This is a genomic window from Nonomuraea sp. N2-4H (assembly GCF_045291505.1).
GTDB lineage: Bacteria > Actinomycetota > Actinomycetes > Streptosporangiales > Streptosporangiaceae > Nonomuraea > Nonomuraea fastidiosa.
Genome location: NZ_CP147987.1, coordinates 7,290,556 through 7,303,236, shown reverse-complemented (window position 1 = coordinate 7,303,236; position 12,681 = coordinate 7,290,556). Strand labels below are relative to the sequence as shown.

Annotated in this window: 10 protein-coding genes and 1 tRNA gene; 6 read left to right on the top strand and 5 right to left on the bottom strand. The window is 67.6% G+C overall.

Features of this window, described 5'->3' with window-relative positions; translation table 11 throughout:
- Positions 1-173 precede the first annotated feature (173 nt).
- From WBK31_RS33645 to htpX, 5 genes are all read left to right on the top strand, one after another.
- The gene (locus WBK31_RS33645; protein ID WP_406673726.1) at positions 174-2,204 is read left to right on the top strand and encodes an NADH-quinone oxidoreductase subunit L; all 2,031 of its coding nucleotides are present in this window, start codon (positions 174-176) and stop codon (positions 2,202-2,204) included.
- Positions 2,201-3,655 carry a NuoM family protein gene (locus WBK31_RS33640; protein ID WP_406673725.1) on the top strand — a complete coding sequence of 485 codons (1,455 nt, stop codon included), beginning with the start codon at positions 2,201-2,203 and terminating at the stop codon, positions 3,653-3,655. Before WBK31_RS33645 ends, WBK31_RS33640 begins: the two co-directional genes overlap by 4 nt.
- Entirely contained in the window at positions 3,652-4,002 is a 351-nt protein-coding gene (locus WBK31_RS33635) for a hypothetical protein (protein ID WP_378785996.1), read from the top strand. Before WBK31_RS33640 ends, WBK31_RS33635 begins: the two co-directional genes overlap by 4 nt.
- Positions 3,999-5,462 carry an NADH-quinone oxidoreductase subunit N gene (locus WBK31_RS33630; protein WP_406673724.1) on the top strand — a complete coding sequence of 488 codons (1,464 nt, stop codon included), beginning with the start codon at positions 3,999-4,001 and terminating at the stop codon, positions 5,460-5,462. Before WBK31_RS33635 ends, WBK31_RS33630 begins: the two co-directional genes overlap by 4 nt.
- Before the next feature lie 238 nt (positions 5,463-5,700).
- A complete protein-coding gene (gene htpX, locus WBK31_RS33625; RefSeq protein WP_364062537.1) occupies positions 5,701-6,552 on the top strand; it encodes a zinc metalloprotease HtpX in 852 nt (283 codons plus the stop codon).
- A gap of 5 nt (positions 6,553-6,557) precedes the next feature.
- Here the strand turns inward: htpX and WBK31_RS33620 are convergent, their stop codons facing one another.
- On the bottom strand, positions 6,558-7,022 hold the full coding sequence (locus tag WBK31_RS33620; protein ID WP_406673723.1) for an NUDIX hydrolase: 465 nt from the start codon (positions 7,020-7,022) through the stop codon (positions 6,558-6,560).
- A 132-nt stretch (positions 7,023-7,154) separates the two neighbouring features.
- On the bottom strand, positions 7,155-7,655 hold the full coding sequence (locus WBK31_RS33615; RefSeq protein ID WP_406673722.1) for a YajQ family cyclic di-GMP-binding protein: 501 nt from the start codon (positions 7,653-7,655) through the stop codon (positions 7,155-7,157).
- A gap of 510 nt (positions 7,656-8,165) precedes the next feature.
- On the opposite strand from WBK31_RS33615, the gene WBK31_RS33610 reads away from it, so the two are divergent.
- Positions 8,166-8,247, top strand: a tRNA-Tyr gene (locus WBK31_RS33610).
- A 456-nt stretch (positions 8,248-8,703) separates the two neighbouring features.
- Here WBK31_RS33610 and WBK31_RS33605 read toward each other — a convergent pair.
- The 3 genes from WBK31_RS33605 to WBK31_RS33595 all read right to left on the bottom strand — a co-directional run bounded on the left by WBK31_RS33605 (position 8,704) and on the right by WBK31_RS33595 (position 12,669).
- The gene (locus WBK31_RS33605; RefSeq protein WP_406673721.1) at positions 8,704-10,365 is read right to left on the bottom strand and encodes a DUF6119 family protein; all 1,662 of its coding nucleotides are present in this window, start codon (positions 10,363-10,365) and stop codon (positions 8,704-8,706) included.
- 727 nt (positions 10,366-11,092) lie between these two features.
- The gene (locus WBK31_RS33600) at positions 11,093-12,472 is read right to left on the bottom strand and encodes a tyrosine-type recombinase/integrase (protein ID WP_406673720.1); all 1,380 of its coding nucleotides are present in this window, start codon (positions 12,470-12,472) and stop codon (positions 11,093-11,095) included.
- Complete coding sequence (locus WBK31_RS33595; RefSeq protein ID WP_406673719.1) at positions 12,472-12,669, bottom strand: helix-turn-helix transcriptional regulator; 198 nt, start codon at positions 12,667-12,669, stop codon at positions 12,472-12,474. The genes WBK31_RS33600 and WBK31_RS33595 overlap by 1 nt, the downstream gene beginning before the upstream one ends.
- Positions 12,670-12,681 lie beyond the last annotated feature (12 nt).

The following is a 12,681-nucleotide window of genomic DNA, read 5'->3' as shown; positions in this document are numbered from 1 at the left end:
GAGCGCGCCCCGCAGCCGGATGGTCCTGCGGAGCGCGGCCTGCAGCCGGATGGTCCTGCTGAGTACGGCCTGCAGCCGGATCCGCCTGCGGAGCGTGGCATGCAGGCGGATCAGCCTGCCGAGCACCTCCCGGAGGAGTCCGAGCACCGCGTCAACCGAGGCGGTGGTGATTGATGACGAACTTCCCGTTGCTGGCCGTGCTTCTGCCGTTCGTCGCCGCGGCGGCCGGTCTGCTGCTCTCCCGCTGGCGTCCCGGCAGGCCACCGGCGGGCACCACAGGCGCCGCTCGCGCGGCTGACGCAGCCGACACTGCCGGTACCGACGGCACAACCGCTGCCGGCACTGCCGGTACGGCTGGCTCCCGCGCCGGCATTGCTGGTGCCCCTGGCTCCCGCGCCGGCACTGCCGGTACGGCTGGCTCCCGCAGGGCGGCGTGGATCGCCGTCGTCTCCACCGCAGCCTCAGCCGTGCTGGCCGTCTGGCTGGCGTGGACGCCGGGCTTCTCCTACTTCACGGGGGCCCAGCACCCCCCGCCCACAGGCCAGACCTACGGCACGATCATCACCGGCGGCGTCCCGATCTCCCTGACCCTCCAGGCCGACGCGCTCTCCGCCGTCCTAGGCGTCCTGGTGACGCTCGTGGCGCTGGCCGTACAGGTCTACTCGGTCGGCTACCTCAAAGACGACTCGCGCTACCCCTCCTACAGCGCCTTCGTCAGCCTGTTCACCAGCGCGATGCTCCTCGTCGTGTACGCGGGCGACCTCCTCGTCCTCTACGTGGGCTGGGAGATCATGGGCCTCTGCTCATACCTTCTCATCGGCCACTGGTGGGAGGATCGCGGCAATTCGCGCGCCGCGGTGAAGGCCTTCCTCGTGACCCGCCTGGGCGACGTCGGCTTCCTGTTCGGCATCTTCGTGCTGGGCATGGGGGCGGGCAGCTTCCGCATCGCGGACGTCCTGGCGAAGGTGCCCGAGATGTCCGCGGCGACGCTCGTGACGGCCACGATGCTGCTGCTGGCGGGCGTCGGGGGAAAGAGCGCCCAGGTGCCGCTGCACACATGGCTGCCGGACGCCATGGCGGGCCCGACTCCGATCAGCGCGCTGATCCACGCCGCCACGATGGTCGCGGCCGGCATCTTCATCGTGGCCAGGCTGTTCCCGGCGTTCGTGGCCGCGCGGCCCACGCTCGACGTGCTCGCCGTCATCGCGGCGCTCGGCATGCTGGGGGCCGCGCTGGCCGCGCTCGCCCAGGACGACCTCAAGCGCGTCCTCGCCTACTCCACGGTCAGCCAGCTCGCCTACATGGCCGGCGGGCTCGCGGCAGGCTCCGACATCGCGGCCGTCTTCCACCTGCTGACGCACGGCGCGTTCAAGGCGCTGCTGTTCCTGTGCGCGGGCGTGGTGATCCACCACGTCGGCTCCAACCTGATGACGCGGATGGGCGGCCTGCGCAGGGAGCTGCCGGTGACGTTCGTGGCGATGACAATCGGGTTCGCCGCCCTGATGGGCCTCCCGCCGGCCAGCGGCTTCTTCAGCAAGGACGGCCTGCTGTCCGCGATGGACGACGCTCTGTCCGGCCAGAGCCTCACCGACGCTGCGGCGCTTCTCCTGTACGGGTGCGCGCTCGCGACCGTGGCCGTCACCGGCGCGTACGCCACCAGAGCCTGGCTGCGCATGTTCTTCGGCGAACCGAGAGCCGTGGCGCTCAAGGAGCCGGAGCCCGGCACCGCCCATGTCGTGGACGCCCGAGAAGCCCCGCGCACGATGCTCGTCCCCGTCGCGGTCCTGGCCGTGCCCGCCCTGATGCTGGGGTTCGCGGGCGACCTGCACGTCGAGCTCGGCGTGGCCGCCGTCAGCGTGGTGCTCGCGGTGCTGGGCGCGGGCGTCGTCTACGCGTTCTGGCGCAGCGACCCCCTCGCTGACCCGGCCCGCCTCCTCGGGCCGCTGCGGGCGCCGTGCGAGCGCGCGTTCTACGTCGGCACCGCGTACGCGGCCCTGTTCGTCCGCCCGATCCTGGCCCTGTCCACAGGGGTGGTCAGGACGGACGACACGGTCGTGGACGGCGCGGTACGCGGCTCAGGCAGGGCCGCCCGCGGCCTGTCAGGGGTGCTGCGCCTGGCCCAGAACGGCAACGTCCAGCTCTACGTGAGCGGCCTCCTGGCCGGGGTCCTGTTGATCGCAGTGGGGGCGGTGGTGTTCACATGATGGCGTGGATCCCGGTCGTCCTCCTTGCCGTGCCCCTGCTGGGGGCCCTGATGCTCCTGATCGCGCCGCGCGCCCTGCACCCCGTGCTCCGCCCGTACGGACTGATCCTGTCGGCCGTCACGCTGGCCGCGAGCCTCGTGCTCGTGGCGGCCTTCGACTACGGACGCCCGGCCGCGATCCAGTACGAGCTGGACCTGCCGTGGGTGCCAGGGCTGGGGATGCGGTTCCACCTCGGCGTCGACGGCATCTCGCTGCCGCTGATCACGCTGACGGCGTTGCTGACGTTCCTGTGCTTCGTCTACCTGTGCTGGGGGCGCGGCACCGCACGCGAGTTCATGAACGCCAGGCCGCGGGCGCTGGTGTTCACGCTGCTCGTGCTCGAAGTCGGCATGATCGGCACGTTCCTGGCGCTCGACCTGCTGCTGTTCTTCGTCTTCTTCGAGATCGTCCTCATCCCGATGTACTTCCTGATCGGCATCTGGGGCGGGGACGGACGCAGGGCGGCGTCGGTCAAGTTCATCCTCTACACGCTGCTCGGCTCGGTCGTCATGCTGCTCGGCCTGCTGCTGGTGTGGGCGCAGGCGGGCACGCTGGACATCGTGGCGCTCAACGCCTCCCACGGGGCCGGGATGTCGAGGTCCGTACAGATCCTGGCGTTCGTGGCGATCGGGGCGGGCTTGGCGGTCAAGACGCCGATGTGGCCGCTGCACACGTGGCTGCCCGACGCACACACCGAGGCGCCCACCGTCGGGTCGGTGCTGCTCGCGGGCGTGCTGCTGAAGATGGGCACGTACGGTTTCGCCCGGATCGCCATCCCCGTCCTGCCCGAGGGCGCGGAGGCGGCGGCCCCGTGGCTGGGGGCATTCGCGGTGGTCGGCATCGTGTACGGCGCCCTCGCCTGCCTGGCCCAGCGCGACCTGAAACGCATGATCGCGTACTCGTCGATCGGCCACATGGGCTTCGTCCTGCTCGGCTTCGCCACGCTCACCCCGGTCGGCACCAACGGCGCGCTCTTCGCGAACGTCGCTCACGGCCTCATCACCGGCCTGCTGTTCTTCCTGGCAGGCGCGATCAAGGAACGCCACCACACCGCCGACATGCCTGCCCTGGGCGGCGGCCTGCTGGCGCGGCTGCCCAGGCTGGGCTCGCTGCTGACGTTCGCGGCGATCGCCTCGCTGGGACTGCCGGGGCTGGCCGGGTTCTGGGGCGAGATGCTGGCCCTGCTCGGGGCGTTCCAGCCCGTTGACGCGCTGCCGCGCGGGCTGTTCCTCACGTACATGGTGATCGGGGGACTGGGCGCGGTCCTGACGGCCGCGTACTTCCTGGTCATGCTGTCGCGCGTCACCCACGGACGGCCGCGTGCGGCGGACGAGGCGGAGACCGGCCCGGCGGCTGACACGGCGACTGACGCGGCGACTGACGCGGCGACTGACACGGGGCCGGCGCGGTGACCGGCTCGGGCGGCGGCGCGGCGATCGCGGTCGCGGAGCGTACGGATGCCGGGCTTTCGCCGGGTGCGACGACCGACGTGGCGGAGCGTGCGGATGCCGCGCTTTCGCCTGGTTCGACGACCGGCGTCGCGGAGCGTACGGACGCGCTTCCGCCTGATGCGACGACCGGCGTGGCAGGACGTACGGACGCCGCGCTTCCGCCCGGCGCGACGATCGACGTCAAGCCCAACGAGTGGCTGGCCTGGACCCCGCTGGTGGTCCTGACCCTGCTGTTCGGCCTCTGGCCGGGCCTGCTGCTCTCCCTGACCACACCCCCCGTGCAGGCGCTGCTGGGAGCACTGTCATGATCCAGCAGATCGACTACTTCGTGATCGCGCCCCCGCTGGTGCTCGCCCTGTCGGCGGCCCTGGTGCTGCTGCTCGACGCGTTCCTGCCGGCCCGCCCGGTGCTCAGCGGGGTGCTCGCGCTGGCGGGGATCGCGGTCGCGGCCGGGTTCGTGGTCGCTCAGGCGGCGGGAACGGGCTCGAGGTCGACGTTCTGCGTGCCGCAGCGGCTCGGTGGCACGGCGGCGACGTGCTCGTTCGTGGCCGACGGGTTCACGCTGGTCTTCGCCGGGCTGGTGCTGGTGGCCGCCGCGGTGGTCGTCCTGATGTCGATGACCGAGCTGACCGGCGGCGGCATCCCCGTCGGCGAGTGGTACTTCCTCCTGCTGTGCACCATCGTCGGCGCCGTCACCCTGCCCGCCTCCCGCGACCTGATCATGCTCGTGGTCGCGCTCGAACTGGTCTCCCTCCCGGTCTTCGCCCTCACCGCGCTCAAACGCTACGACGGCCGCGCGTCGGAGGCGGCGGTGAAGCTGTTCGTGGTCTCGGTGGTCTCAACCGCGATCATGCTGTTCGGCGTGTCGCTCCTGTACGGCATCTCGGGCACGGTCTACCTGTCCCGCCTGTCCGGAGTGTTCAGTGGCCAGGTGGCGGCTCCTGGGGCCCCTGAGGGCCTGCCCGCGGTCGCCACGGTCGGCGTGGTGCTGGTGGTCGCCGGGTTCGCGTTCAAAATCGCCGCGGTGCCGTTCCACTCATGGGCGGCCGACGTCTACCAGGGCGCGCCCATCCCGGTCGCCGCGCTGCTCTCGGTCATCTCGAAGGCGTCCGGTTTCGCCGGTTTGATCCTGGTCCTGGTCGCCGCGCTCGGCGGGCAGGCGGCCACGTGGGCGCCGATCGTCGGCATCGTGGCCGCGCTCACCATGACCGCGGGCAACCTGCTCGCGATGCGCCAGCACTCCGTCGTACGACTGCTCGCGTGGTCCTCGGTCGCGCAGTCCGGCTACATCCTGGCGCCGCTCGCGGTCACGGGCACGGCCGCGGTGCGCTCGTCCATCGCGTACCTCGTCATCTACGCCGCCATGAACCTCGGCGCGTTCACCGTCGTCATGCTCGTCTCCAAGACCGAGCTCGACGACTACCGCGGCCTGGTGTTCCGGCGCCCCGCGGCCGGGCTGGCGCTGGCGTTCTGCCTGATCTGCCTGGCCGGCCTGCCGCCGGGGCTGGCCGGGCTGTTCGCGAAGGTGTTCGTCTTCCGCGAGATCGTCGCGGGCGGCGCCGGCTGGCTGGCGCTCGTCATGGCCGTCAACACCGTGATCGGCCTCTACTACTACGCCGTCTGGACCGCCCGCCTGTTCGCACCCGGCAGCCGGGCGCCGCTCTCGCCGCCCGCCACCGCCTGGTACGCCATGGGCGTGGCCGTGGTGGCGGCCGTGCTGTTCTCACTCGCGCCGCAGCTCGTCCTCGACATGGCCTCCCTGACCTGAGCCTTCGGTCCTGGCTCGTGAAACCCGCCCCCGGCCTGAAACATCGGCCCTGGCCTGAGACCTCGGCCCTGGCCTGAGACCTCGGCCCTGGCCTGAGACCTCAGCCCCGGCGTGAGACCTCGGCCCCGGCCTGAGGCCCCGGCGCGTCGCGCTGCGCCTCCACGTGAGCACATTGGGGAACGAAGAGCCGGGCCATCGACGTTGGACGTGGTGGAACCCGGACCACGAAGGGGGGACCTTGCACCACAACGGTCTGCGCACCGCCGTGTTGCTCGGCGGTCTGTCGGCGCTGATTCTCGCGGTGGGCGCGTGGTTGGGCGGCGGCACCGGTGTGCGGATCGCGCTCGTGCTCGCCCTGGCGAGCAACGGCGTGGCGTACTTCTTCTCCGACCGCATCGCCCTGTCGGCGATGCGCGCCAGGCCGGTCAGCGAGGTCGAGCAGCCCACCCTCTACCGGATCGTCCGCGAGCTGTCCACGCAGGCCCGCCAGCCCATGCCGCGGCTGTACATCTCGCCGACGGTGCAGCCCAACGCGTTCGCGACCGGCAGAAATCCGCGCAAGGCGGCCGTGTGCGTCACGTACGGGCTGACCCAGCTGCTGAACGAAGACGAGCTGCGCGGCGTGATCGGACACGAGCTGTCCCACGTCTACAACCGCGACATCCTGATCTCCTCGGTGGCCGGCGCGCTCGCCACGATGATCACCTGGCTCAGCTACGTGTCGGTGTTCTTCGGCGGCTCGGACGACGACGAGGGGCCGGGCTTCGTCGGCGCGCTGCTGATGATGGTGCTGGGGCCGGTGGCGGCCACCATGGTGCAGATGGCGATCTCCCGTACGCGGGAGTACCAAGCGGACGAATCGGGCGCCCGGCTCACCGGCGACCCGCTCGCGCTGGCCTCGGCCCTCCGCAAGATCGAGATGGGCGCGCGCCGGCTTCCGCTTCCCGAGAACAGCCGCCTGACCTCGGCCTCGCACATGATGATCGCGAACCCGTTCAGCGGCTCCGGCTTCGGCCGCCTGTTCTCCACCCACCCGCCCACCTCCGAGCGGGTGGCCCGCCTCGAGCGGATGGCGGGCTACCGCCGCTGACGCCTCTACGGACCCGTGGTGATCTTCCGCAGGATCACCGCGAGGTCCTCGGGGTAGACGGTTGCGTCGGTGGCGTCCAGCTCCTCGGCGCTCCACCAGCGGTGCCCGAGCGTCGTGTCCTTCTCGATCTGCTCCATGTGATCGAACGACACCGCCGCCTGCCCGCCCAGCCGGATCGCGAAGAACGCCTGATCCTGGGTGAAGGCGTAATCGCCCCACTCGAACTCGACCAGCGCCTCGGCGTGCGGCCCCGTGAACTCCTCGGGCCGCGCCCTGACGCCGATCTCCTCGTACAGCTCGCGCGCCGCCGCCTCCTGGAGCGTCTCACCGTCCTCGCGCGCCCCGCCGATGGTGAACCAGAACCGCCTGTCCGGCTGGGCCGGATCGAGACCGTGCAGGAGGAGAACGCGGTCATTCTCGTCGATGGGCAGCACGCGGGCCGTGAACCGGCGCAGGGGAATTTTCGCCACGCCTATGGAGCATACGCACCGCTTACCGGATCGTTATGAGGCGGCTCGGGGCACACGGCGCGATGGGTCGCCGCATGCCCCGAATACGCTCTCCGCGATCGTACGAGCCGGCGCAGCATGCCCGCGGACCGGCTAGCGGTAGTTCACGAACTGCAGGGCGATGTCCAGGTCCTTGCCCTTGAGCATGGCGATGACCTGCTGCAGGTCGTCCTTCTTCTTGGAGCTGACCCGCAGCTCGTCGCCCTGGATCTGCGCCTTGACCCCCTTCGGACCCTCGTCACGGATCATCTTGGAGATCTTCTTGGCGTGCTCCTGGTCGATGCCCTCCTTGAGGCTCACCAGCAGGCGGTACTCCTTGCCGGACAGCTTCGGCTCACCCGCGTCCAGGATCTTCAGCGACAGCCCGCGCTTGATCACCTTCTCCTTGAACACGTCGTACGCCGCGTTGACGCGCTCTTCACTGTTGGCCTTGAGCTCGATGTTGTTCTGCCCGGACCAGCTGATGCTCGCCCCGGTCCCCTTGAAGTCGAAGCGGTGCCCCAGCTCCTTGACCGTCTGGTTGAGCGCGTTGTCGACCTCCTGCCGGTCGATCTTGCTAACGATGTCGAAAGATGAATCGGCCAAAGCACCCATCCTCTCAGCTGCGGTGAAACCGGCCCGGCCGTTCGAACGTACGGACCCAGCGCACGAGCCTAGCCAGCATCGGCCCGCCGTGCAGGTTCGCGCCCCCTTGGTCACGTCGTACGGCGACCCTTCCCGTACGCCCGAGACCTCCCCTTCGCGCCTCGTTGGCTCGGGGCCGCTGTCTGGGCTTCCCACATCGGGCCGGCCACCGTGCCGGCGCCAGGCTTTCCGCACCGGGCCGGCCGGGCTTCCTGGGCGTGGCCGCCCGGGGCTCCGCACGGGGCGCGTCCGGGCCTCCGGCTTGGGCGGCACCCGTGGCACCCCGCGCGGGGGCGTCCAGGAGTACCGCCTGGGCCGTTCGGGGCGCCGCGCGGGGCGTCCGGGGAGCGCTCGGTCGCAGTCCGGGGCGGCGTCAGGGCCGCCTAGATCAGATTAGATCCGGCTCCGGGACAAACCGGTGTCACGTACACCTCCGAAGTCCGCTATCCTTCTTTCTGTCGCCGCGAGAGCGGATGGCAAGGCAGGTTGCCCGAGTGGCCAAAGGGAGCGGTCTGTAAAACCGTCGGCTCAGCCTACGCAAGTTCGAACCTTGCACCTGCCACACCAGCGGGAAGAGGCCCGTCACCAGCGGAAACGCGGTGACGGGCTTCTCTCGTTCTGTCCGGCCGTCTACGACGATCAACGGCGTGCTACGGCCGCTCGCGGCCAATACGCGGCCAAGTCTTAGACCACGAGCAGGTACGGGGCCGTCATCCTGTACCGGCCCTGTGCCCGTCGCGGGGCAACTGGCAAGTAGCTGCGGGTCCTCGGGGTCGTCGGTAGTCAGGCCAGTTGACCCGTGATTGGAGCGTGAGGGACGTTAGTCAGTCCAAGTGCACCGAACGGGAGGCGACGATGAGGACTCGCCTCAGGTTTAGAGTTGTTCAGGCCAAGCGGGCGGTTCATGCCTTCTGCCCTATGTGCGGCGGTCCATCGCCGGCCTGCGGGGCCGTGACGTATTCCCTTGGGACTGCTGCCCCTCTCGGGACACGTGTCGTCGCGCAGATGTCCTGTGTTGTCACCTAGCGATCTGGATTCTGCACAGGCTGGCCTCGATTCGGAGGTTGCGGAGCCTCTTAACGAAGTCGCGAAGGTTGACCTTGCTGAATGTGGGAAGTTCTTCGGGAAGTCTCTTCGCGCCCTTGAAAGCGATCGCGTACGTCACCTTCTCGGGGGCATTCTCAGCCACCTTCATGAAGGCAGCGTTCTTCTCGCTTACTACCCTGATGAAGGAATCCCTGTAGACGTCATCGCTGGCGATCGCCTGCGCTGAGACAGTGCCCTGGGCGAACAAGTGACTGAGCGTATGGCTGGCGGAGTATTTCTTGACGTGGATTAGATAGCCTTCTTCGTGTAGAAGATCACACGCCTCGATCTCTCCCTTGTCGCCAGCACGGATATCGACCTGGTCGAGGAGTACAAGATCGGGTCGGCCGTCGGCCACGGCCTTGTTGTAGTCGCCCTCCTTCGGATGAGCTACCGTGTCCCAGGCCGGGAGGGCAAGGCGTGTTGTGACTACCGGGATCTTGAGCAGGTCTTCGTTGAGCTGCCGGGTGTAGTCCTCAGACAGGGCGAACCACTTACCCAAGGTGAGAATTAGTCGCCGATCTTCACTTCCTGCCTCGAAGACCAGCCAGTTCTTCAGAGGCAGCATCATGCTGACTGGCTCGCCCTCGTGGCCGTAAGCCATGAGCTTGATACTAGTGAGCGATTTTTTGCCTAGCCTGCCGCCTAGGGCGGAGATTCCCTTCTTGAGTTCTGCGAGGGTGGCCTCACGCATTGTGAAGGAGGCCCTGCCTCTTTGAATCATTATGCTTTCGATGTCCTCACCTCGGACATCGTCCGGCGGTGAAAACTCCAGGAGGTGGTGTTTCAAGTTGTGCGGCGCGGCTTCTGCGGTATCAGTGTCGCTTTGCTCCTGCAGGAGTTTCATCAGCAGGACTTCCAGCCGATCAACCAGGTTGTCGCTGGAACGTAGTGGCTCAAGCGCGTCGATGAAGGTTAGTTCCTCAAGCGCAGTGCGTTGCTCGACTTCCCGCATCATGTCGGCGAGCACCGCCTGAACGTAGGTGAGATCAGTTGTGGTGTTGAAGGCGATCGAGTCCGTTGCAATGACTGCGCCGAGATCCGGAAGCTCGATGCCCGCATTGGCCAGACGGCCAGCTAGCTTTCTGACGAACTCTCCTTCAAGGGGGACGTCCATGTCCCGCAGATCAGATCCCTTTGGCACCTGGATCGACTGCGTTCGGCTGGAGGCATCGATGCGTCGGCTTCGCACCTCGTGGACCGATTCAGGGTCTAGGCAGCGTGCGGCGAACCGCAGCCCGAAGTTCGACTCGATCGCCGTGTGCTCGAGGGTTGACTGCCCGTACCCCCAGCAAAGTGCGAAGCATCGGCCTGCTACCGGTAGGAACACCACCAGGCGGTTCGAGGTGTTGATTGCTCGGCTGAGGTCAGGGAAGGTAGGCAGCAGAGCCTGTGCCCATTTCGGGACCTTCTCCGAGCGCGCGCTGAAGTATGCGAGAACTCCCTCCGGGGCTGAAGCCGAGGGCGTCAGGCGGCTCATCTCCTTGGAACCGCCTGGGCGGTACGGCGCGCGTAGGGCATGTACGGGGTTGGTCACCTCCTCCTTGAGGAGATAGCAGTTGAAGCGAAGCTTCGCTTGGGAACCAGCCATCATCGACTCCTTGCACTAGGAGACCCGCGCATGGCAAGACAAATCACGCGGAGAAGAAGATGCGTCAAGAGATGACGTGTTTCGTGGAACCCGCAGGTTTCACAGCCGCAACAGGGAACTTGTCCGAGTTTGCAGATGCATCAGCACCCGGTGCCGAGCATTGCGGTACGAAGGATGAGTGGCACTGTCTCAACTGAGATGGCGCAGTACGCGCGAATGCCGGTCGTTCATACGACCTGCGAATGCCACCCTTACACTGCACCGGCACATTCGTGCTCCTAATGGCGACTAGCTGCAGGAACCTTTCCTGCGGCCTGGCACGCATGCCTGAGCGCACCCGGAGACAGGGAGTTGATGACCGAATGCTAGAGTCGCTACTGACCAGGTAAGCGAACCCGGCTACGGACATGGCTCAGGCATCAGCCCGACATTCTGTAGCCGGGCTTTCGTGATTCACGAGTGTAACGCCATGGGTCAGACCAAGGTGTGCGCCGCAAGATCGAAGTAGCCTGGTGTAGGCGTATGAACACATCCTTCTGACCTGCGGAAACGCTATTTCCATGATCGTCGCCTTGAGTCAATTAGGCGTTCTATGGCCAATAGTCGGGTTTTTCTTGTGATGTAGGTCACAGTGCGGTTTTGCCCGACAGGTTGACAAAGGATGAGCTGGCATCTTTTGTCTGGTCTGTTACGAGAGGGGCTAGCGGTCAGATTGTGGCGGTAAATCTGACTATCGGGACTTGGTGGCGTTCCAGATGCGCTGCATGGCCTCGTTCTGCTGGCCGTGGATGCACTTGGCGTAGACGCGTAGCAGGACGTTGACGCTGTGGCCGGCCCATTCGGCGACCTGAGGGGCGGGGACGCCGGCGTTGAGCCAGGTGGAGACGCAGGCGTGGCGTAGGTCGTAGGGCACCAGCATGAGGGGTGACTTGGCTTCCGCTGGGGTGAAGGCGTCTGCGCGGGCTTCGTGGAAGACCTTGAGGTAGGCGCGGTCGGTCATGAGGCCGCCGCGTGGGCCGATGAAGATGCGGTCGTCGGGTCCGGTGCCGAACTCCTTGATGTGTGCGCGGAGCATGGCGCAGAGTTCGGGGTGGATGGGTACGGATCGGGTTTCGCCGTCTGCTCGGTGCTTGAGTGCGCGGCGTTCGCGTACTTTGCCGCTGTCGGTCCAGCGGCTGCCGGCGCGGGGCTCGGCGTGGGTGAGGCGCATCTCTCCCCAGCCGGTATCGGGGAGACTGATGAGGTGCTCTTGGCGTAGGTCGACTACCTCCTCGGGGCGTAGGGCGGCGAAGTACATGCAGCCGAAGAAGGCTTTCATGCGCCGGCCTTGTTCGCCTCGGCGTTCGACGGCGGCGAGGAAGCGGCGGGCTTGTTCGACGTTGATGACGACGCGTGGGTCAACGCTGGTGAGTGTGCGGGGCTTGGTCCACTTCACCGCCTTGAGGGGGTTGGCGGACAGGGCGCCGATCTCCACGGCGTACTCCATGACGTTGTTCAAGCAGCTGCGCTTGCGGTTGGCGGTGTTCGCCGCGGCGGTTCTGCCGTCTCTCGTCTGGCTGATGCGGTCGAGCATGCCGCGGGTGAGGAGAGCGCCCTTGCCCGGTTCCTCGAAGGCCGACATGGGCACGGTGTTGGCTTCGAGCCAGCGCACCGCGGCTGCCAGCTCGGCGGGTGGCTCTGCTGCGCCGCGGAGGCGGTCGCTGTAGGCCCAGCGGAGGGCGGCCCGTTGGGTGTCGATGTTCGGCGCGCCGTTCTGCTTGGTCAGAAGGGCTTCAGTGGCGTCGATGAGGGTTTCGGCAATGCCTCGGCGGTGGTTGGGCGCGGCGTAGCGCCACTTGGCTTCGACGTAGGAGAGCGTGAAGGCGAACCAGGTGAGGGCCGTCTCCTCGCGCCGCCAGGAGATGGGCCGGCCGGTGGCGACGCTGAACGCCTCACCTTGCCGGGCCGCCGTCATGAGCTGGGCGCGGAAGCTTTCGGCGTGGGCCAGGGTGCGGAAGGGTTCCTTCCATTCCCGGCCGTTCACGACCCAGCGGACGGTGTGGGTGGTGACCCTGCGGCCCTTGTACGTCTTGATCGCCCAGAAGCGGACGCTGTAGGTGATGTTGGTCATCAGGCGGCGTCCTCTCGTTCGTTGAGCCAGCGGTCGAGTTCGGAGCGGCGGATGCGGAGTTCGCGGTTGGCGAGGGTGATGCAGCGGGGGCCCTGCTTCTTGGCGCGCCAGTCGTAGAAGGTGGAGCGGGCGATCTTGAGTTCGGCGCAGACTTCGGCGACGGTGAGCTTTTCGTCGGTACGGGTGCTCGGCTTCATAGGCGGTTCCTC

Excerpts from the sequence above, each read along its gene's own strand:
- WBK31_RS33645 (WP_406673726.1), top strand. The coding sequence starts at position 174 with ATGACGAACTTCCCGTTGCTGGCCGTGCTTCTGCCGTTCGTCGCCGCG.
- WBK31_RS33640 (WP_406673725.1), top strand. The coding sequence starts at position 2,201 with ATGATGGCGTGGATCCCGGTCGTCCTCCTTGCCGTGCCCCTGCTGGGG.
- WBK31_RS33630 (WP_406673724.1), top strand. The coding sequence starts at position 3,999 with ATGATCCAGCAGATCGACTACTTCGTGATCGCGCCCCCGCTGGTGCTC.
- WBK31_RS33615 (WP_406673722.1), bottom strand. The coding sequence starts at position 7,655 with ATGGGTGCTTTGGCCGATTCATCTTTCGACATCGTTAGCAAGATCGAC.
- WBK31_RS33605 (WP_406673721.1), bottom strand. The coding sequence starts at position 10,365 with ATGATGGCTGGTTCCCAAGCGAAGCTTCGCTTCAACTGCTATCTCCTC.
- WBK31_RS33600 (WP_406673720.1), bottom strand. The coding sequence starts at position 12,472 with ATGACCAACATCACCTACAGCGTCCGCTTCTGGGCGATCAAGACGTAC.
- WBK31_RS33595 (WP_406673719.1), bottom strand. The coding sequence starts at position 12,669 with ATGAAGCCGAGCACCCGTACCGACGAAAAGCTCACCGTCGCCGAAGTC.